Genomic DNA, 18,649 nt, shown 5'->3' on the forward strand with positions numbered 1-18,649 from the left:
TCCCCGGCCATCCCCCCGAAGCTATACGCCTTCAGGAGAGCCCGATGAACCTTGTTGAACTGACCGAACGCCTGCATGCCATTCGTGACCGCAACGACTGGCGGCAATTTCACAGCCCGAAAAACCTGGCCATGGCCGCGAGCGTGGAGATGTCAGAGCTGGTAGAGATCTTCCAGTGGCTGACCGAAGACCAGTCGCATCAGCTGCCAGCGGACAAACTCGCCCACGCCGGGCAGGAAGTCGGCGACATCGTGCTCTATCTACTGCTGCTGTGCAGCGAGTTGGGGCTGGACATGGATGAAGTGGTGCGCAGCAAGCTTGCCGACAGTGAACGGAGGTTCAGCTGATGAGCGACCGTCATTTCGATCAACTGGCGACCCGCTTCGCCGAAAAAATCTACGGGGGAGCCAAAGGCGCGATCCGTCTGGCTGTGCTTCAGGCCGACCTGGTCGAAATCCTGCCGGACCGGCCATTGCGCGTACTCGACATCGGCGCCGGCCTTGGTCACATGTCGTTGTGGCTGGCCCAGCGTGGTCATGAAGTGACGCTGGCCGAACCCGCCGAGCCGATGCTCGAAGGCGCCCGGCAGCGCTTCGCCGACGCGGGGCAGAGCGCGACCTTCATTCAGGCACCGTGGCAGGACCTGCTCGGCCAGCTCACCGAACCCTACGATCTGGTGCTGTGCCACGCCGTGCTGGAATGGCTGGCCGAACCTCACGCGATCCTGCCGGTACTGCATCAGCTGACCAAGCCCGAAGGCTGGCTCTCCCTGGCCTTCTACAACCGCGATGCGCTGATCTACCGCAACCTGCTCAAGGGCCACTTTCGCAAGATGCGCAAGAACGACATGGCCGGCGAAAAGCAGAGCCTGACCCCGCAGCAGCCCCTCGACCCGCGTGAACTGGCGGCGCAACTTGAAGGCTTTTGGCAGGTCGAAACCCAGAGTGGGGTCCGTGTTTTTCACGACTACATGCCGGTGGAATTCCAGGCCCGCGCCGAACTGGCGGACCTGCTGGAAATGGAACTGGCCCACCGTCGCCACCCAAGCTTTGCCGGGCTTGGGCGCTATTTGCACTGGATCTGTCGGCCGGTCTGATCGGAGCGCGAAATGAAAACTCGTTCAGGGTTACTGGTGATCTGTCTGGGGTTGGCGGCCTGTCAGGGCAGCAATCCCTATGTAGCGACATCCAGGCCCTTGCCGCCAGCGCCACCCCAGGCGGCCAACACCTTTGACCGTAGTGCCTACCCGGCGCCACCGCGCGATTATGGGCGCTACCGCAGCTGGGCCTGGCTCAACGGACACCTGCCGCCGGGCACCGCCTGGGCAGATTCGACGCAGGTTGCCGAGGCGGTCAGCAACGCGCTGGATCAGCGCGGCTTGCGCCCGCTGCATGACAATCGCCCGGCGGACCTGTTTGTCAGCGCCGACCTGCGCCTGGAAACCCGCTTGCGCCAGGTCCGCGACGATTATGGTTACTACGGCGGTGGGTATGGCGGTTATGGCGGTTACAACCGTTACGGCAGCGGCTATGGCATGTACAACACGGTGCCGATCGTTCGCACTTATCAGGAGCAAGTCGTGGTGGTACGGGTGGATCTGTTCGACGCGCAAAGCGGTCAACCGGTATGGAGCGCCAGCGCAGAAACCAGTAACCGGGGCAGCCAGAGCGAGCGTACAGATGCCATCCGGGAGGCTGTAGAAAAGGCAATGTCGGCGTATCCTCCTGATTAGCTACTTTCGTTAAGAAGCATTGCGCAGGTTCATGTCTTCAACCGGAGAAATATCATGTTCCGCCGTCTCGCTTTACTGGCCGTGGCCGCGCTGCTCAGCGCCTGCGCCACCCAGGTCAATCATGATTTTGATGCCAGCCGCGACTTTTCCGCCTATCGCAGCTGGAGCTGGAAAGAACCCGCCCTGCAATATCGACCCGATGACCCGCGGATCAAGAGCGACCTGACTGAGCAACGCGTGCGCCAATCGGTTGCCGATCAGCTCGATCAACGTGGCTTGCGTCCTGCCGCCCCCGGCACCCGGGGCGACTTGAGCGTGCAGACCTACCTGATCGTCGAAGAGCGCCAGCAACAAGTCACCACCAACTATGGCGGCGCTTGGGGCAACCCATGGAATGGCTACTGGGGCGGGCCGATGTACAACGAAACCCGCAACGTCAGCTACAAGGTGGCGACCATCCAGATCGACCTGCTCGATGGCAAGGACGGCAAGCTGGTGTGGCGCGGCAGTGATGAACAAATGCTCAGCCGCACACCGAATCCCGCTGATCGTAGCGCGGCGATACGCGAAACGGTCGGACGGGTGCTGGCCAACTATCCACCCAGATAGACATCACGGCATTTCAGCTTGTCCGGGGGGCATGACGGCGCGACGACCGGGTCAGGCAACAGGCCGCCAATGCCCCACCATATGCTCAAGATCCCCCGCACCCACCAACTGAAAATCGCCACTGGAACCGGCCGCGCTGGACAGCAGTGTCACCTCGCTCGGCAGCCGCACCGGCTTCCTGAACTGCACCGCAAGCTCGACATTCGCCGCCGGCAGGTGCTCACTCAGCGCCGCGAGTGTCCGGGCCTTGTTCCACAACCCATGGGCAATGGCTGTCGGGAAGCCGAACAGTCTGGCGCTGACGGCACTCAGGTGAATCGGGTTGTAGTCACCGGACACTTTGGCGTACTGCCGGCCAATGTCCGCCGGCGCTTGCCATCGGGTCACCTCCATCAGCTCCAGCGTCGATGCCAACACTTCCTCGACAGGCTCGCCGTCCAGTTTGACGCCCCGGCACAACATCTGGCTTTGCGCTTCCCACAACACGCCCAACTGATCGTCGAGGGTGGTCACCAGGTCGAACGTTGCACCCTTGGCATGGGGTTGCAGGTTCTGCACCTGCACGCTGACCCGCGCGCGATGTACCCCGCCCATTGGCCGCAAGACGCGAATGCGGTTGCTCAGGTGTATCAGCCCCAGCAGCGGAAACGGAAACGCCTTGGCCGTGAGCAATTGCATCTGCAAGGCAAACGCCAGGATGTGTGGATAGGTGGGTGGCAGCAAACCGTTGTCGGCAAAGCCGCAGACCTTGCGATAGGCCGCCAGGCGCTTCGGATCGACATCGAGCCAGCAGCGCAAACCCGAGTCGGGCAGCGTGGTGCCGGTGATTTTGCGTCGGGTTGCCGCCTTTACATAGAGGTCCGACAGACCCGGTTCGCGGTTGAGTGTGTGCCAATCGATGATCATGCCTAAGCCCCCAAAACACTTTGCCCACAAACGCGCAATGCCTGCCCGGTGAAGGCCCCGGTGCCCGGTTGCGCCAGCCAGGCCACCGCTTCGGCGACGTCTTGCGGCAGGCCGCCCTGGCCCAACGAACTCATGCGTCGCCCGGCTTCACGCAGGCCGAACGGCAGGTGCGCGGTCATCTGGGTTTCGATGAACCCCGGTGCCACCGCGTTGATGCTGATACCGCGCGCCTTCAACAGTGGCGCCCAGGCTTGGGCCAGACCGATCAGCCCGGCCTTGCTCGCCGCGTAGTTGGTTTGCCCGCGATTGCCGGCGATGCCGCTGATGGAGGCCAGAAGAATCACCCGGCCATTGTCCTGCAAGGTGCCGCTGTCGAGCAGGGCCTTGGTCAATACCTGCGGCGCATTGAGATTGACGGCGAGCACGGCGTCCCAGAATTCCGGGGTCATGTTGGCCAGGGTTTTGTCCCGAGTGATGCCGGCGTTGTGCACGACAATGTCGATGCCGTCGGGCAAGTGTTCGATCAGTTGCGCGGCGGCGTCTTCGGCGCAGATGTCCAGGGTGATGCCGCGCCCGCCGAGGCGGGCGGCGAGGGCGTCGAGATCGGTCTTGGCCGGCGGCACGTCCAGCAGGATGACATCGGCGCCGTCACGGGCCAGGGTTTCGGCGATGGACGCACCGATACCGCGTGCCGCGCCGGTGACCAGCGCCTTGCGACCGGCCAGCGGGCGAGTCCAGTCCGTCACCGGGGTGTTGCAGGCGTCCAGGCCAATCACTTGTCCGGAAACGAAAGCGCTTTTGGGCGAGAGGAAAAACCGCAACGGGCCTTCCAGTTGATCCTCGGCACCTTCACCGACATGGATCAGCTGCAAGGTACCACCGCCGCGCAACTCCTTGGCCAGCGACCGGCTGAAACCCTCCAGGGCCCGCTGGGTGCTGGCGGCGAACGGGTCGCTCAAGGTGTGCGGCGCGCGCCCCAGGATTACCAGGTGTGCGTTGTGATCGAGGTTTTTCAGCAGCGGCTGGAAGAATTCGCGCAGCTGTTTGAGCTGGTCGGTCTGCACCAGATCGGTGGCATCGAATACCACGGCCTTGAGTTTCGGTCCGTGACCGGGAATCCACGCCGTGGCCATTGAAGGTTCGGTGCCGTAGCTGTAAATCGCGTCGGTCAGGCGGTTGGCAAAGGCACTGACTTTTTCCGCCAGCGGCCCGCCGCCGATCAGCAACGCGCCCTCGACCGGACGCAGCCGGCCGGCTTGCCAGCGCTCCAATCGTACCGGCGACGGCAGACCCAGGGCCCCGACCAGGCGATGGCCGATGGACGAATTGGCGAAGTCGATATAGCGGTCAGACATGGAACGCGCTCCAGCAGCTGGGGTTCAAAGTGTGGACCATGAATGGCGATCAGTCGTTCGATCCAGGAGATAAGGCCTACGCTTGATCACAGCAGAATAGTGTGTACGCGAGGTTTGTGTGCAACGCAGTCCCTGTGGGAGCGGGCTTGCCCGCGATGAGGCCGGCCTAGTTAACATCTTTGTCGACAGACACACCGCCATCGCGGGCAAGCCCGCTCCCACAGGGATTCGATTCAACCTTCAGATATTTTTCATCAGGAGCTTTTCATGACTCAACCGCGCCGCGTCGCGATCATTGGCGGTAACCGTATCCCTTTCGCCCGCTCCAACGGGCCATACGCCACCGCCAGTAACCAGGCGATGCTCACCGCCGCGCTCGAAGGCCTGATCGAACGCTTCAACCTGCATGGCCTGTGCATGGGTGAAGTGGCGGCTGGCGCGGTGCTCAAACACTCCCGGGATTTCAACCTGACCCGCGAGTGCGTGCTCGGCTCGCGGCTGTCACCCACCACCCCGGCCTACGACATCCAGCAGGCCTGCGGCACTGGCCTTGAAGCGGCGCTGCTGGTGGCGAACAAAATCGCCCTTGGCCAGATCGAATGCGGCATTGCCGGTGGCGTCGATACCACCTCCGACGCGCCGATCGGCGTCAACGAAGGCTTGCGCAAGATCCTGCTGCAGGCCAATCGCGCCAGGACCACCGCCGACAAACTGAAAACCTTCCTGCAACTGCGACCCCGGCACCTGATCCCCGAACTGCCGCGCAACAGCGAGCCGCGCACCGGCCTGTCCATGGGCGAGCACTGCGAGTTGATGGCCCAGACCTGGAACATTCCACGGGACGAGCAAGATCAGCTGGCCCTCGAAAGCCATCGGAAAATGGCCGCGTCCTACACAGAAGGCTGGCACAACGACCTGATGACACCGTTCCTCGGCCTGACTCGCGACAACAACCTGCGCCCCGACCTGAACCTGGAAAAACTCGCGTCACTCAAACCAGTGTTCGAGAAAAGTGCCAAGGGCACCCTGACCGCAGGCAACTCCACGCCGCTCACCGATGGCGCGTCGCTAGTGCTGTTGGGCAGCGAGGAGTGGGCGAAGGAACGCGGCTTGCCGATCCTTGCCTACCTGCGCGACGGCGAGGCGGCGGCGGTGGATTTCGTCAACGGTGCCGAAGGGTTGTTGATGGCGCCGGTCTATGCCGTGCCGCGTTTGCTGGCGCGCAATGGCCTGACCTTGCAGGACTTCGATTACTACGAAATCCACGAAGCCTTCGCCGCGCAGGTGCTCTGCACCTTAAAGGCCTGGGAGGATCCGCAGTACTGCAAAAACCGCCTGGGCCTCGACGCGCCGCTGGGTTCCATTGATCGCGGCCGGCTTAATGTCAAAGGCAGTTCACTGGCGGCCGGGCATCCGTTTGCCGCCACCGGCGGGCGCATTGTCGCCAACCTGGCGAAGTTGCTCGATGCCGCGGGCAAGGGCCGGGGCTTGATTTCGATCTGCGCCGCGGGTGGCCAGGGTGTGACCGCGATTGTCGAGCGCTGATGACTGCGGTGGGTGTAACCGGAAACTTGTGGGAGCGGGCTTGCCCGCGATAGCGGTGTCTCAGACACAGAGATATTGAATGTGCCTCCCCTATCGCGGGCAAGCCCGCTCCCACAGGATCACCGGTGTTGAATACATGAGTGGCATGGCGTAACGTCGCTCATAGCCATTTTGCGACATAAGGCCAATCAATGCCGTCTAACGGACAACTTACCCTCGAACGGACAATCCCGACTCTGACGGCGTTGCCGCGTCCGCTGTTCGCTCGGGCGGAAAGCCTCAATGCCGGTTCCTGGACACCGTCTCATCGCCACGACTGGGTGCAGTTTTCCTACGCCATCAGCGGCGTTCTTGGCGTACACACCGCCGAGGGCAGTTTCTTTGCTCCGCCGCAGTGGGGCATCTGGATTCCCGCGGATCTCGAACACCAGGTGGTGACTTCGATGCGCGCCGAAATGCGCAGCCTCTATGTGCGCCGCGAGGATTGCGTATGGGCGGACGGTCGTTGCCGGGTGCTCGAGGTGACGCCGCTGGCCCGGGAACTGATCAAGAGTTTTTGTCTGCTGCCGGTGGAATATCCACAGGGTGATAGCCCGGAAACGCGGCTGGTGAATGTGCTGCTGGACCAGTTGGCGGGTCTGCCGGAGGTGGAGTTCTCCCTGCCGTTGCCGCGTCATGAGCGGTTGCTGGGGTTGTGCAACGAGCTGCTCGAAAGTCCTGAGCGGAGCGTGACCTTGCAGGAGTGGGCGCAGCGGTTGGGAACGTCGGAGAAAACCCTCATGCGGCTGTTTCAGCGGGAAACCGGGTTGAGCTTTCGAGGGTGGCGCCAGCGGATGCGGCTGCTGTCGTCGTTGAGTTTGCTGGAGGAGGGGAACAGCGTGACCAACGCCGCGCTGTCTTGCGGGTATGACTCGACGTCGGCGTTTATTGCGGCGTTCAAGGGGTTGTTCGGGTTTACCCCTGGCGAGCTCTTCAAGCAGTGACGATCTTTTGATCTTATTCAGCAGGCAACGATAATTTTTGGCCCGCCATCAACAACGACAACCGACTCAAACTCATCCACGGAGAACCCGCGGCCTGGCCCTTGATCTGCGCATCAATGCGCTGCGCTTCCAGCAACAACTGCGCCCAGCGTTGCGCCGAGTAGCGTTGCAGGGCTTTGCTCATCAGCGGTTTGCGTTTGTCCCAGATCGGCGGTCGCGCAGCGCTGAAGGCCTTGTCCAGCGGCACGCCCTGGCTGTATTGCAATGACAGGTTGGCCAACAAGCGCAGCTCCCGGGCCAGGGCCCAGAGAATCACCGGTGGCTCGACGCCTTCACCCCGTAGTCCTTCAAGCATGCGCAAGGCATGCGCGGCTTCACCGTTGAGAATTGCATCGGTCAGCCCGAAGACATCGAAGCGCGCACTGTCGGCCACCGCCGCTTGCACGGTTTCAACGCTGATCTGGCCACCCTCGGCCATCAGCTTGAGTTTCTCGATTTCCTGAGCAGCGGCCAGCAAGTTGCCTTCAACCCGGGCCGCGATCAGTTCCACGGCGTCCTGGCTGGCGGACAGTCCGGCCTGTGACAACCGTTGACGGATCCAGCCCGGCAACTGGTTGGCATCCACCGGCCAGATTTGCACGAACTGGGTGTGCTGGCCTTCAACCAGTGCCTTGCCCCACTTGGTTTTCTGCGCGCTGCCGTCCAGCTTGGGCAGGCTGATCAACAACACCGTGTCTTCGGCCGGACGCGAGCAGTACTCGATGAATGCGGCAGCCCCCTTGTCACCGGGTTTACCTGACGGCAGACGCAATTCCAGCAGGCGTTTTTCGGCGAACAAGGACATGCTCGCGCCGGCCTGCAACAATGTTCCCCAATCGAAACTGGCATCGGCGGCGAAGACCTGGCGTTCGTCGAAGCCCTGTCGGCGAGCGGCGGCACGAATGGCGTCGGCGGCTTCCTGACACAGCAATGGGTCATCGCCACTGATGATGTAGACCGGCGCGAGGGTGCCTTGCAGGTGCTTGGCGAGTTGGGCGGGAGCGAGTTTCATAGGAGAGGGCGAACGGGGCGCCGAGGCGCCCCGCAACGCTTACTGCCGCGGCAGTTCGACAGGCGACTGACGCGGCGTTTGCGCTTCAGCCTTCTGCGCCGCTTCCAATGCCGCGGCTTCAGCCCTGGCGCGGGCCTCGGCGGTCTGTTGCAGCTGCTCCAGCTGAGTCGGGGTCAGCTGCTGCAGGCGCAGCATCATGCGTTGAACCAGCTCACGACGCATTTCCTTGCGCGCGTCATTGGCTTCCTGATCGGAGCCCGCCAGGTTGTTGCCGTCGTGGATAAAGACTTTCTGCACTTCGAGCTTGTCGCTCAACAGTGGCAAGTTGCCCTGGCCATTGATGTCATAGCTGAGCACGGTACTGATCTGATACTCGCCAGTGCGGCCGGCACCTGCGTAGCTGAGGATGCGCTGGCTCTCCTGTTCGCCGGTCAGCACCAGTTTGTAAGGGGCGCCGCTGTAGAGCTTGACGCCGCTGCTTTCCAGCACCTGACGCATCTGGGTCACGGTCGGGCCGTAGGCATCACGGGCGCTCAGGTCGAGTTCCTTGATCGCCAGCTCGGTGGTGCCGGTGCCGCGCAGCTGGAAACCGCAGGCGCTCAGCAGAACGGCGAGGCCCATCACCAGCAGATTGCGTTTGATCATCTTGTTGTTCCCCTTGAAGCCAGGTGGGCCGATCATGCGACCCGAAAGGTTTTACTCGGCGCCAGGCTGGACCTGGCGCCTGATCCACTTAGCTGGCGACGATATTGACCAGTTTTCCGGGCACTACGATCACTTTACGAATAGTCAGGCCGTCGACAAAGCGCAGCACGTTCTCGTTGGCCCGTGCGGCGGCTTCGACTTCTTCGCGGGTGGCGCTGGCCGGCATTTCGATGTGCCCACGCAATTTGCCATTCACTTGAATGACCAGCTGCAGGCTGTCCTGTACCAGGGCGCTTTCGTCCAGTACCGGCCAACCGGCGTCGATCACCGGATCGGCGTGACCCAGGCGATGCCACAGCTCATGGCTGATGTGCGGAGTGATCGGTGCCAGCAGCAGGACCACGGTTTCCAGGCCTTCATGAATCAGTGCGCGGTTCTGCTCGGTGTCCTGCGGGGCTTTTTCCAGCACGTTCATCAGCGTCATCACCTGGGCGATGGCGGTGTTGAATTTGTGGTTCTGGCCGACGTCGTGGCTGGCCTGCTTGATGGCCTGGTGGATCGAACGGCGAATGACTTTCTGCTCGTCGTTCAGGCCGGCGACGTCCAGTATTCCCGGCAGGCCCTGGGTGACGTGCGCTTGCGCCAGGCGCCAGACGCGCTTGAGGAAGCGGTGCGAGCCCTCTACGCCGGAGTCGGACCATTCCGCGCTCATGTCGGGCGGGGAGGCAAACATCATGAACAGGCGGCAGGTGTCTGCGCCGAACTGGTCAATCATCGACTGTGGGTCTACGCCGTTGTTCTTTGACTTGGCCATCTTCTCGGTGCCACCGATTTCCACCGGCAGGCCGTCTGCGATCAGCTTGGCGCTAACGACCTTGGCCTTGCTGTCGCGTTCGAGTTCGACGTCCGCCGGGTTGAACCAGGTGTAGGCACCGTTGGCTTCGCGACGATAGTAGGTCTCGGCAATCACCATGCCCTGGGTCAGCAGGTTCTTGAACGGCTCGTTGGAGCTCACCAGGCCTTCGTCGCGCATCAGCTTGTGGAAGAAGCGCGCGTAGAGCAGGTGCAGAATCGCGTGTTCGATACCGCCGATGTACTGGTCCACCGGCAACCAATGGTCGGCCGCGGATTTTTCCACCAGGCCGCCTTCATAGTGCGGCGAGGCGTAACGGGCGTAGTACCACGAGGACTCGACGAAGGTGTCCATGGTGTCGGTTTCACGCTTGGCCGGCTGGCCGCATTTCGGGCAGCTGCACTCGTAGAACTCGGGCATGCGTGCCAATGGCGAACCGGCGCCATCCGGTACCACGTCTTCCGGCAGGACGACAGGCAGTTGATCTTCCGGGACCGGCACATCACCGCAGGTAGTGCAGTGGATGATCGGGATCGGGCAGCCCCAGTAGCGCTGACGGCTGATGCCCCAGTCGCGCAAGCGGAACTGGGTGCGCGAGGCACCGAGGTTTTTCTTGATCAGCGCGACTTCGATGGCGTCGAAAGCGCCCGCGAAGTCGAGGCCATCGAAGTCGCCGGAATTGATCAGCGTGCCGTATTCGTTGTAAGCGTCCTGCCACGGAGTCGGCGTTTCGTCGCCGGCGCTGGTGCGCACGACAGGCTTGACCGGCAGGTTGTATTTGGTAGCGAACTCGAAATCACGTTCGTCGTGCGCCGGAACGGCCATTACCGCGCCATCGCCGTAGTGCATCAGCACGTAGTTGGCGACCCACACCGGGAGTTTCTCACCGGTCAGCGGGTGCTCGACGAACAGCGAAGTACGCAGGCCTTTTTTCTCTTGAGTGGCGACGTCGGCTTCGGCGACGCTGCCGCCCTTGCATTCAGCGATGAACGCTTGCAGCTCAGGATTGTTCTGGGCGGCCAGGGTGGCCAAGTGGTGTTCGGCGGCCACGGCAACGTAGGTCGCGCCCATCAGCGTATCCGGACGGGTGGTGAACACTTTCAGAACGCCGGTTTCGCCAATGGAGGCGACGTCGTACGGGAACTGCACTTCCATGCCGCGGGATTTGCCGATCCAGTTGCGCTGCATGGTCTTGACCTGTTCAGGCCAGCCAGTCAGTTCGTCGAGGCTTTCCAGCAGCTCATCCGCATAGGCGGTGATCTTGAAGTAATACATCGGGATTTCGCGCTTTTCGATCAGCGCGCCGGAACGCCAGCCGCGACCGTCGATCACCTGCTCGTTGGCCAGCACGGTCTGGTCGACCGGGTCCCAGTTCACGGTGCCGCTCTTTTTGTAGATCACACCTTTTTCGAACAGGCGAGTGAACAGCCATTGTTCCCAGCGGTAGTAATCCGGCTTGCACGTGGTGACCTCGCGGGACCAGTCCACCGCCAGGCCCAGGCTGCGCAGCTGGTTTTTCATGTAGGCGATGTTTTCGTAGGTCCACTTGGCGGGCGCTACGTTGTTCTTCATCGCGGCGTTTTCCGCCGGCATGCCGAAGGCGTCCCAACCCATGGGTTGCAGGACGTTCTTGCCTTGCATGCGCTGGTAGCGGGAGATCACGTCGCCGATGGTGTAGTTGCGCACGTGCCCCATGTGTAGCTTGCCGCTGGGGTAAGGAAACATCGACAGGCAGTAGAAAGTCTCCTTGCCTGGCTGTTCACTGACTTCAAAGGACTTTTGCTCGTCCCAGAACGACTGGGCGGCGGCTTCGATTTCACGGGGCTGATATTGTTCGTGCATGGCTACTTTTGAACTGAATAGGGGTGGCCTAGTCCTCTTCGATACACGCTGGACGGTGATTGCGCCAGATTGGCGCTTCGGTGTCCAGACGAGCTGGAAGTGGAGTTACAGGAAGCGTCGTAGCATACATGACCGCACTCTACCGAGGGAAACCCTGATTACTGCCCAAGACCTGGCAAAACCGGCTGCGAGGGCCGTTGGTCGCGGCACCCAGCCGGTTTATCCATGGAAGCTAAGCTCTAAAAGGGGAGCGAGTCTTATCTTCAATGAGGTGAGGGATGGTTGAGTCACGGCAAAAAGTTACAAAACCGGAGCTGTACGAAAGACTGATCGATCGTCTCGGAATGGCCCTGGACGCGGCAAAAACCGCTGACCGGCTGCGCGATGAGCGTCCCTTGGAGCTGGAACTGCGCGGCCTGAGCCCCGCAGAGTTTGCATTGGTCAAAGCGTATCTGGATCGCAGCGAACGTGAATCACATGGATGCTTGTCAGAAGCAGTGAAGCAACTCGACGCACCACGTTCGGCCAAGATCATCTGGCTCAAGGACAAGGTACCTGGCAGGGACTCGGTAAAGGTCCGGTCTTTGCAATTCAAGCAAGGGCACTTGAAGCCATGAAATAGGGTTGTTTAAAAGCATAGTCCTTCCGCATTTGTTGTCGCATTGCGTCAACCCACCTAGGCTTCGGGCATCTTCAGGAGATGCTCGATGCCTTTTCGTTATTTCGTCAAACAACTTCTACTGCCTCCCGGTGTTCTGTTGCTGCTGTTGCTGCTTGCCTGGTGGTTGCGCCGCTCATGGCCGCGACTGGCGGGCCTGTGCTTTGCCTTGGGCGTGGGTGGCTTCTGGTTGATGAGCCTGCCGATAGTGGTGGAGTGGAGCGCCAGGGCGCTTGAGCGTGAACCGCCGCTGGCTCGCAATGAATGGGCAACACTGGGTCGGCATGCGGATGCGATCGTGGTGCTGGGTTCGGGGCGCGAGCGTGGCGATCCGGCCTGGGGCGCCGACCAGCCGACCGGTATAGGCCTGGAGCGCCAGCGCTATGCGGCGCGGCTGGCCAAGGCGTCGGGCTTGCCGATCCTCACCAGCGGCGGACTGCATTACGGTACCCCGCCGACCGAAGCCAGGTTGATGGCGGACTCCTTGCACGATGATTTTGGCGTGACTGTGCGCTGGCAGGAAGGGCGCAGCCGCACGACCTGGGAGAACGCGCAGTTCAGCGCCGAAGTGTTGCTGCCCCAAGGCATCAAGCGTGTCGTGCTCGTGACGCACGCCTCGCACATGTCGCGAGCGGTCTGGAGTTTCAAGCAGGCGGGGTTCGAGGTGGTGCCGGCGCCGATGGGGTTTCTGGGCGTAGACAACGCCCGGCCACTGGGTGGGTGGCTGCCGGAGTTCAAGGCGCTCTGGCAGAGCGGGCAATTGATGAATGAGGCGGTGGGACAGATCGGGTATTCGGTGTTTTATCGAGGAGATGCCGGCGCTGATTGATTAGTTGCTAATGATGCCGCCTTCGCGAGCAAGCCCGCTCCCACATTGGAATCTTCAGTGAACACAATACTTGTGAACGACAGAGATTAACTGTGGGAGCGGGCTTGCTCCGGGCGGCGTTCCGACGAAGCTTTTAAACGGTTTTTGCCATCCGGCTAGCGATCAGTGCCCAGCCAAACAACAACACGCAAACAATGATCAGCGGCCACGAACGCCATTCCAGATAAGGCGTCAGGTTGTGCATCGGCACCACTTCGCCGTACAAAATACCCCGTTCGAACTGCGGGATCTGCACCGTGATCTGGCCGAACGGGTTGATCAGCCCGGTCACGCCGTTGTTGGTGGCGCGGATCATCCAGCGTCCTGCTTCAAGTGCGCGCATCTGCGCCATCTGCAAATGTTGCAGCGGGCCGATGGAGGTGCCGAACCAGGTGTCGTTGCTGATGGTCAGCAGCAAATCGCTACGGGCCGCGAGGCTGGCGGCGAATTCCGGATAGACCACTTCATAGCAGATGTACGGCGCAATCTGGTAGCCCTTTGCTTGCAGCATCGGCTGATCGGCAGGGCCACGGGCAAAGTCCGACATCGGCAAGTCGAAAAAGGCGATCAGCCCGCGCAACACCTCCTGCAACGGCACGTATTCGCCAAACGGCACCAGCTTCTGCTTGAGGTAAGTGCCATCGCCTTCGCCCACGACGGTGATGCCGTTGAAAAAGCGCTTCTGGTGATGCACTTCCTGGCGGATCGGTACGCCGGTAATCAGTGCGGATTTACGCTCTGCGGCGAAGTCTCCCATCATGTTCAGGTAGCCCTCGGCGGACTCCTTGAGCACCGGGACCGCGGTTTCCGGCCAGATCAACAGGTCGACCGGTTTGGAGCTGAAGCTCATGTCGCGGTACAGCGCCAGCTGCGCGTTGAGCTGTGCCGGGTCCCACTTCATGCTTTGTTCGACATTGCCCTGGATCGCCGCGACGCTCAGCGGCGCCCCCGCCGGGCTGGTCCAGGCATGCTCTTTGAGCGCCACGCCGGCCACCCATGGCCCGACCAGCAGCACCACACCAGCGGCGATGAAGCCTTTACGACCGGTTTTCACCAAGGGCAACGCGTTGTAGATCAACGCGGCCGTCAGGGCCAGGGTAAACGAAATCAGCCACATTCCGCCGACGGGGGCGAGCCCGGACAGAGGGCCGTCGAGTTGGCTGTAGCCGGAATAGAGCCAGGGGAAGCCGGTGAGAAACCAGCCACGAAAGGCTTCCTGGGCGACCCACAGTGCCGCGAACGCCAACGCATCGGCCAGCGGCGCTTCGTTACGGCGCAGCCAGCGCGCCCAGATCCAGGCGGGCAGGGCGAAGAACCAGGCAATCGCCGCGGTGAAGATCAGCATCAGGAAGCCGGCCAGTAGCACCGAAGCGCCACCAAAGTGGTGGATGCTGTAGTAAATCCAACTGGTACCGGCGCCAAACAGACCAAAACCGAAGCACCAGCCTCGGCCCAGGGCCTGGCGAGGGTTCAGTTCACGCAAGCCGGCATAGAACAAACCGACCGCCAGCAATGCCAACGGCCAGATATCGAACGGCGCCAGGGCCAGGGTGGTGATTGCACCGGCCGCCACGGCCAGCAGGTTACCGGGCCAGCCGGGGCGGGTGATCCAATGCATTTCTATCCTTAGGTGTTACCGGGCAATAGGCGTCAGGCGCAGCAAATGAATCCGACGGCTGTCGGCGTTCAGGATGCGGAAGCGATAGGGGCCGATTTCAGTGATTTCGTTGCGTTTTGGCAGGTGCCCGAATGCACTCATTACCAGACCGCCAACCGTGTCGAATTCGTCATCGGAGAATTGGCTGTCGAAGAACTCGTTGAAGTTTTCGATCGGCGTCAGGGCCTTGATCAGGAAGTCACCGCTGGGCAGCGGCTTGATGTAGCTGTCTTCTTCGACGTCATGCTCGTCTTCGATGTCGCCGACGATCTGTTCCAGCACGTCTTCGATGGTCACCAGGCCCGCCACACCGCCGTATTCGTCGATGACGATGGCCATGTGGTTGTGGTTGGCGCGGAACTCGCGCAACAACACGTTCAGGCGCTTGGACTCCGGCACGAAGGTGGCCGGGCGCAGCAGGTCCTTGATGTTGAAGTTGTCGCCATTCTCCTTGAGGATCAACGGCAGCAAATCCTTGGCCAGCAACACACCCATCACGTCATCGTGGCTTTCGCCGATCACCGGGTAGCGGGAGTGGGCCGAGTCGACCACGGCGGGCAGGAACTCGCGAGGGGTCTGGGTCGCCTTGATGCTGATCATCTGCGAGCGCGGGACCATGATGTCCCGTACTTGCAGGTCTGCAACCTGGATGGCGCCTTCGACGATGGCCAGCGCTTCGCTGTCCAACAACTTGTTCTGGTGTGCATCGCGCAGCAGCTCCAGCAGCTCCTGGCGGTTCTTCGGCTCGTGGGCAAAAGCCTGGGTGAGCTTACCCAGCCATGACTTTTGCCCGTTGCTCGATCGATCTTCGCTCATAGCGATTACTCTGAATCCTTTGTTGTGGCGATAGGGGATGTGTCTGTTTCGTCGTCCGCATACGGGTCGGGATAGCCCAACTCTGCAAGCAACGTTCGTTCCAGTGCTTCCATTTCTTCGGCTTCATCGTCATCTATATGGTCGTAACCCAACAGATGCAAGCAGCCGTGAATGACCAGATGAGCCCAATGGGCCTTGAGTGCCTTGCCTTGTTCGGCGGCTTCGCGCTCGACCACCGCCACGCAGATCACCAGATCCCCCAGTAGCGGGATATCCAGAAATTCGTCGGGAACGTCTGCGGGGAACGACAGAACGTTAGTGGCGTAATCCTTTTGCCGCCAGGTGTGATTGAGCTCACGACCTTCTGCTTCGTCGACCAGGCGAATGGTCATCTCGGAGTCAGCGGTGCGCTGGCGCAGGGCCAGTTCGCTCCATTGGCGGAACTCGGCTTCGCTGGGGGCGGCTCCCCGGCTTTCAAGCTGTAGATCAAGCTCAAGCATCGTGGCGATTGTCCCTGGAAGAGAACTTTGCCGGTTCATCGGCCACGCGATTCTCGAAGCGCTCATAGGCTTCGACAATGCGCTGCACCAGTGGATGGCGCACGACGTCCTTGGGCTGGAAGTGGGTGAAGCTGATGCCCGGCACGTCCTTGAGGACCTCGATCACGTGGTGCAGCCCGGATTTGGTGCCTTTTGGCAGGTCGACCTGGGTGATGTCACCGGTAATGACCGCGGTGGAACCGAAGCCGATCCGGGTCAGGAACATTTTCATTTGCTCGACCGTGGTGTTCTGGCTTTCGTCGAGGATGATGAAGCTGTTGTTCAGCGTACGACCGCGCATGTAGGCCAGCGGCGCGACTTCAATGACCTGGCGCTCGATCAGCTTGGCCACGTGTTCGAAGCCGAGCATTTCGTAGAGTGCGTCGTAGAGCGGGCGCAGGTACGGGTCGATCTTCTGCGACAGGTCGCCGGGCAGGAAGCCGAGCTTTTCGCCCGCTTCCACGGCCGGGCGTACCAGCAGGATGCGGCGAATCTGCTCGCGTTCCAGCGCGTCTACCGCGCAGGCAACGGCCAGATAGGTCTTGCCGGTACCGGCCGGGCCGATGCCGAAATTGATGTCGTTACCGAGGATTTCCTTCACGTAGCGCAACTGATTCAAGCCGCGAGGGCGAATCATGCCTTTCCTGGTGCGCAGGGCGACGGACGGTTCGGCGGGGGAGTGGTTGTCCAGCTCTTCGACGGCCGATTCCTGCAGGAACAGGTGAACCGTGTCCGGCGACAGCTCGGTACCTTTGGTTTCCCGGTACAGGCGACGCAGCAGGTTTTCCGCTGAGGTGGTGTGTTTGGGTTCGCCGATCAGTTCGAACTGGTTTCCGCGGTTACGGATCTCGATGGTCAGGCGCTGTTCGATCAAGCGCAGATGCTCGTCGAATTGCCCGCACAGATTGGCGAAGCGGCGAGCTTCAAAGGGCTCGAGGATGAAACGATGTGGTTCCATGGGTGCGTTCAAGGTCGTATTTAGCCGCCCTGGGGCAATTGAGATGAAATCAAGGATAACGCCAGTGGGCTGGGTGCGAAAGCTCTTAAATATCTCCACCCCGAACACCGTCCCCTGTAGGAGCGAGGCTTGCCCGCGAAGAACGTTAACGCGGTCAGTCAGGTAGAACAGCGGTGCTGCCTTCGCGGGCAAGCCTCGCTCCTACAGGTCAGGCGGCGGTTATTGGATCAACGAGCCCCGCAGCGAGTGCGGTTGCGCGGCATCGATGTGCACGTCGGCGAACTGCCCGATCAAGGTTGGAGTATCGCAGCGGAAGTTGACGATACGGTTATTCTCGGTACGGCCCTGCAGTTCACCGGGGTCCTTTTTCGAATAATCGGTGACCAGAATCCGCTGAACGGAGCCCACCATTTGTCGGCTGATCTCGAAACCTTGCTGGTTCAGGCGATGTTGCAGGGCGTTCAGGCGTTCTTTTTTCAGCGCTTCCGGCGTGTCGTCAGCCAGATCGGCAGCCGGCGTGCCCGGACGCTGGCTGTAGACGAACGAATAGGAGAAGTCGAAACCGACGTCTTCGATCAGCTTCATGGTCTGTTCGAAGTCTTTTTCGGTCTCGCCCGGGAAGCCGACGATGAAGTCCGAGCTGATGCAGATCCCCGGCACGGCGGCCCGCAGCTTGCGTAGTTTGGATTTGTATTCCAGTGCGGTGTGGTTGCGCTTCATTGCCGACAGAATGCGGTCAGAGCCCGATTGCACCGGCAAGTGCAGGTGTTTCACCAGTTCCGGCACGTCGGCATGAGCCTGGATCAGGCTGTCGGAGAACTCCAGCGGGTGCGAGGTGGTGTAGCGGATGCGGTCGATGCCCTCGACGGCGGCGACCACGCGGATCAGCTCGGCCAGATCCGCCAGGCGACCATCGTGAGTGGTGCCGCGATAACCGTTGACGTTCTGCCCCAGCAAGGTCACTTCACGCACACCGTTTTCGGCCAGGTGGATGATCTCGGCAATGACGTCGTCGAACGGACGGCTGACTTCTTCACCGCGGGTGTAGGGCACCACGCAGAAGGTGCAGTACTTGCTGCAGCCTTCCATCACCGATACGTAGGCGCTCGGGCCGTCGATGCGTGGCTCGGGCAGGTGGTCGAATTTTTCGATTTCCGGGAACGAGACGTCTACTTGCGGCAACTTGGTGGCGCGGGCGGCGTCGATCATTTCCGGCAGGCGGTGCAGGGTCTGCGGGCCGAACACCACGTCGACATACGGCGCGCGGTCACGGATGGCGGCGCCTTCCTGGCTGGCCACGCAACCGCCGACGGCGATCACCATGTCGGGGTTGGCCAGCTTCAGTTCGCGCCAGCGGCCGAGCTGGGAGTACACCCGGTCCTGGGCGCGTTCGCGGATCGAGCAGGTGTTGAGCAGGATCACGTCCGCGTCTTCGGCGCGAGCAGTGACTTCCAGGGCCTGGTGTTCACCCAGCAGATCGACCATGCGCGAGCTGTCGTACTCGTTCATCTGGCAACCGTGGGTTTCGATGTAAAGCTTCTTGGCCATGGATACAGTCATCACGTGATTCAAAGAACCGTGCATTATAGGGAACATGTCCCAAGGTTCCTACCGCTGTGCGTCCGGTGGCTA

Annotated in this window: 18 protein-coding genes; 8 read left to right on the plus strand and 10 right to left on the minus strand. The window is 61.5% G+C overall.

Annotation, left to right across the window (positions count from 1 at the left end):
* The first annotated feature begins 44 nt into the window (after positions 1-44).
* Genes F8N80_RS03200 through F8N80_RS03215 form a run of 4 tightly spaced genes read left to right on the plus strand, consistent with a single transcriptional unit; the run spans position 45 to position 2,341 of the window.
* Positions 45-347, plus strand: a complete 303-nt coding sequence (locus F8N80_RS03200; RefSeq protein WP_150744011.1) for a MazG-like family protein — start codon at positions 45-47, stop codon at positions 345-347.
* Positions 347-1,096 (plus strand): methyltransferase, encoded by a 750-nt coding sequence (locus F8N80_RS03205; RefSeq protein ID WP_150744012.1) that lies wholly within the window; start codon positions 347-349, stop codon positions 1,094-1,096. Before F8N80_RS03200 ends, F8N80_RS03205 begins: the two co-directional genes overlap by 1 nt.
* Before the next feature lie 12 nt (positions 1,097-1,108).
* On the plus strand, positions 1,109-1,732 hold the full coding sequence (locus F8N80_RS03210) for a DUF4136 domain-containing protein (RefSeq protein WP_150744013.1): 624 nt from the start codon (positions 1,109-1,111) through the stop codon (positions 1,730-1,732).
* A gap of 54 nt (positions 1,733-1,786) precedes the next feature.
* Positions 1,787-2,341 carry a DUF4136 domain-containing protein gene (locus F8N80_RS03215; RefSeq protein ID WP_150744014.1) on the plus strand — a complete coding sequence of 185 codons (555 nt, stop codon included), beginning with the start codon at positions 1,787-1,789 and terminating at the stop codon, positions 2,339-2,341.
* Positions 2,342-2,392: 51 nt separating this feature from the next.
* Here F8N80_RS03215 and F8N80_RS03220 read toward each other — a convergent pair whose 3' ends face one another.
* Entirely contained in the window at positions 2,393-3,247 is an 855-nt protein-coding gene (locus F8N80_RS03220) for a MaoC family dehydratase (RefSeq protein ID WP_150783200.1), read from the minus strand.
* A gap of 2 nt (positions 3,248-3,249) precedes the next feature.
* Entirely contained in the window at positions 3,250-4,602 is a 1,353-nt protein-coding gene (locus F8N80_RS03225; RefSeq protein WP_150783201.1) for a 3-oxoacyl-ACP reductase, read from the minus strand.
* 267 nt (positions 4,603-4,869) lie between these two features.
* Here F8N80_RS03225 and F8N80_RS03235 point away from each other — a divergent pair, with 267 nt between their 5' ends.
* Both F8N80_RS03235 and F8N80_RS03240 read left to right on the plus strand, forming a co-directional pair.
* Positions 4,870-6,147: an acetyl-CoA C-acetyltransferase gene (locus F8N80_RS03235; RefSeq protein WP_150783202.1), complete on the plus strand. Its 1,278-nt coding sequence runs from the start codon at positions 4,870-4,872 to the stop codon at positions 6,145-6,147.
* 191 nt (positions 6,148-6,338) lie between these two features.
* Positions 6,339-7,130, plus strand: a complete 792-nt coding sequence (locus tag F8N80_RS03240; RefSeq protein ID WP_150783203.1) for an AraC family transcriptional regulator — start codon at positions 6,339-6,341, stop codon at positions 7,128-7,130.
* A gap of 13 nt (positions 7,131-7,143) precedes the next feature.
* Here F8N80_RS03240 and holA read toward each other — a convergent pair whose 3' ends face one another.
* The 3 genes from holA to leuS form a co-directional block, all read right to left on the minus strand.
* A complete protein-coding gene (holA, locus tag F8N80_RS03245; protein ID WP_150783204.1) occupies positions 7,144-8,181 on the minus strand; it encodes a DNA polymerase III subunit delta in 1,038 nt (345 codons plus the stop codon).
* 39 nt (positions 8,182-8,220) lie between these two features.
* Entirely contained in the window at positions 8,221-8,826 is a 606-nt protein-coding gene (locus F8N80_RS03250; RefSeq protein WP_150744019.1) for an LPS-assembly lipoprotein LptE, read from the minus strand.
* 88 nt (positions 8,827-8,914) lie between these two features.
* Positions 8,915-11,521: a leucine--tRNA ligase gene (gene leuS, locus F8N80_RS03255; RefSeq protein WP_150744020.1), complete on the minus strand. Its 2,607-nt coding sequence runs from the start codon at positions 11,519-11,521 to the stop codon at positions 8,915-8,917.
* Between the two features lie 278 nt (positions 11,522-11,799).
* Here leuS and F8N80_RS03260 point away from each other — a divergent pair, with 278 nt between their 5' ends.
* Together F8N80_RS03260 and F8N80_RS03265 are read left to right on the plus strand one after the other, a co-directional pair.
* Positions 11,800-12,138 carry a hypothetical protein gene (locus F8N80_RS03260; protein ID WP_150744021.1) on the plus strand — a complete coding sequence of 113 codons (339 nt, stop codon included), beginning with the start codon at positions 11,800-11,802 and terminating at the stop codon, positions 12,136-12,138.
* 90 nt (positions 12,139-12,228) lie between these two features.
* Positions 12,229-13,008 carry a YdcF family protein gene (locus tag F8N80_RS03265; protein ID WP_150744022.1) on the plus strand — a complete coding sequence of 260 codons (780 nt, stop codon included), beginning with the start codon at positions 12,229-12,231 and terminating at the stop codon, positions 13,006-13,008.
* 133 nt (positions 13,009-13,141) lie between these two features.
* On the opposite strand, the gene lnt is transcribed toward F8N80_RS03265, so the two are convergent.
* The 5 genes from lnt to miaB form a co-directional block, all read right to left on the minus strand.
* Complete coding sequence (gene lnt, locus F8N80_RS03270; RefSeq protein WP_150744023.1) at positions 13,142-14,665, minus strand: apolipoprotein N-acyltransferase; 1,524 nt, start codon at positions 14,663-14,665, stop codon at positions 13,142-13,144.
* 15 nt (positions 14,666-14,680) lie between these two features.
* Positions 14,681-15,520: an HlyC/CorC family transporter gene (locus tag F8N80_RS03275; protein WP_064675727.1), complete on the minus strand. Its 840-nt coding sequence runs from the start codon at positions 15,518-15,520 to the stop codon at positions 14,681-14,683.
* 5 nt (positions 15,521-15,525) lie between these two features.
* A complete protein-coding gene (ybeY, locus tag F8N80_RS03280) occupies positions 15,526-16,020 on the minus strand; it encodes an rRNA maturation RNase YbeY (RefSeq protein WP_150783205.1) in 495 nt (164 codons plus the stop codon).
* The gene (locus F8N80_RS03285) at positions 16,013-17,029 is read right to left on the minus strand and encodes a PhoH family protein (RefSeq protein WP_150744025.1); all 1,017 of its coding nucleotides are present in this window, start codon (positions 17,027-17,029) and stop codon (positions 16,013-16,015) included. The genes ybeY and F8N80_RS03285 overlap by 8 nt, the downstream gene beginning before the upstream one ends.
* A 207-nt stretch (positions 17,030-17,236) precedes the next feature.
* Positions 17,237-18,565, minus strand: a complete 1,329-nt coding sequence (gene miaB / locus F8N80_RS03290) for a tRNA (N6-isopentenyl adenosine(37)-C2)-methylthiotransferase MiaB (protein ID WP_191632850.1) — start codon at positions 18,563-18,565, stop codon at positions 17,237-17,239.
* Positions 18,566-18,649 lie beyond the last annotated feature (84 nt).

The sequence above is a fragment of the Pseudomonas fluorescens genome (assembly GCF_902497995.1).
Taxonomy (GTDB): domain Bacteria; phylum Pseudomonadota; class Gammaproteobacteria; order Pseudomonadales; family Pseudomonadaceae; genus Aquipseudomonas; species Aquipseudomonas fluorescens_BK.

Coding starts and splice junctions, on each gene's coding strand:
- F8N80_RS03220 (WP_150783200.1), bottom strand. CDS start 3,247: ATGATCATCGATTGGCACACACTCAACCGCGAACCGGGTCTGTCGGAC.
- holA (WP_150783204.1), bottom strand. CDS start 8,181: ATGAAACTCGCTCCCGCCCAACTCGCCAAGCACCTGCAAGGCACCCTC.
- lnt (WP_150744023.1), bottom strand. CDS start 14,665: ATGCATTGGATCACCCGCCCCGGCTGGCCCGGTAACCTGCTGGCCGTG.
- miaB (WP_191632850.1), bottom strand. CDS start 18,565: ATGGCCAAGAAGCTTTACATCGAAACCCACGGTTGCCAGATGAACGAG.
- F8N80_RS03265 (WP_150744022.1), top strand. CDS start 12,229: ATGCCTTTTCGTTATTTCGTCAAACAACTTCTACTGCCTCCCGGTGTT.
- F8N80_RS03215 (WP_150744014.1), top strand. CDS start 1,787: ATGTTCCGCCGTCTCGCTTTACTGGCCGTGGCCGCGCTGCTCAGCGCC.
- F8N80_RS03240 (WP_150783203.1), top strand. CDS start 6,339: ATGCCGTCTAACGGACAACTTACCCTCGAACGGACAATCCCGACTCTG.
- F8N80_RS03200 (WP_150744011.1), top strand. CDS start 45: ATGAACCTTGTTGAACTGACCGAACGCCTGCATGCCATTCGTGACCGC.
- F8N80_RS03260 (WP_150744021.1), top strand. CDS start 11,800: ATGGTTGAGTCACGGCAAAAAGTTACAAAACCGGAGCTGTACGAAAGA.
- F8N80_RS03225 (WP_150783201.1), bottom strand. CDS start 4,602: ATGTCTGACCGCTATATCGACTTCGCCAATTCGTCCATCGGCCATCGC.
- F8N80_RS03205 (WP_150744012.1), top strand. CDS start 347: ATGAGCGACCGTCATTTCGATCAACTGGCGACCCGCTTCGCCGAAAAA.
- F8N80_RS03235 (WP_150783202.1), top strand. CDS start 4,870: ATGACTCAACCGCGCCGCGTCGCGATCATTGGCGGTAACCGTATCCCT.
- leuS (WP_150744020.1), bottom strand. CDS start 11,521: ATGCACGAACAATATCAGCCCCGTGAAATCGAAGCCGCCGCCCAGTCG.
- F8N80_RS03210 (WP_150744013.1), top strand. CDS start 1,109: ATGAAAACTCGTTCAGGGTTACTGGTGATCTGTCTGGGGTTGGCGGCC.
- F8N80_RS03275 (WP_064675727.1), bottom strand. CDS start 15,520: ATGAGCGAAGATCGATCGAGCAACGGGCAAAAGTCATGGCTGGGTAAG.
- ybeY (WP_150783205.1), bottom strand. CDS start 16,020: ATGCTTGAGCTTGATCTACAGCTTGAAAGCCGGGGAGCCGCCCCCAGC.
- F8N80_RS03250 (WP_150744019.1), bottom strand. CDS start 8,826: ATGATCAAACGCAATCTGCTGGTGATGGGCCTCGCCGTTCTGCTGAGC.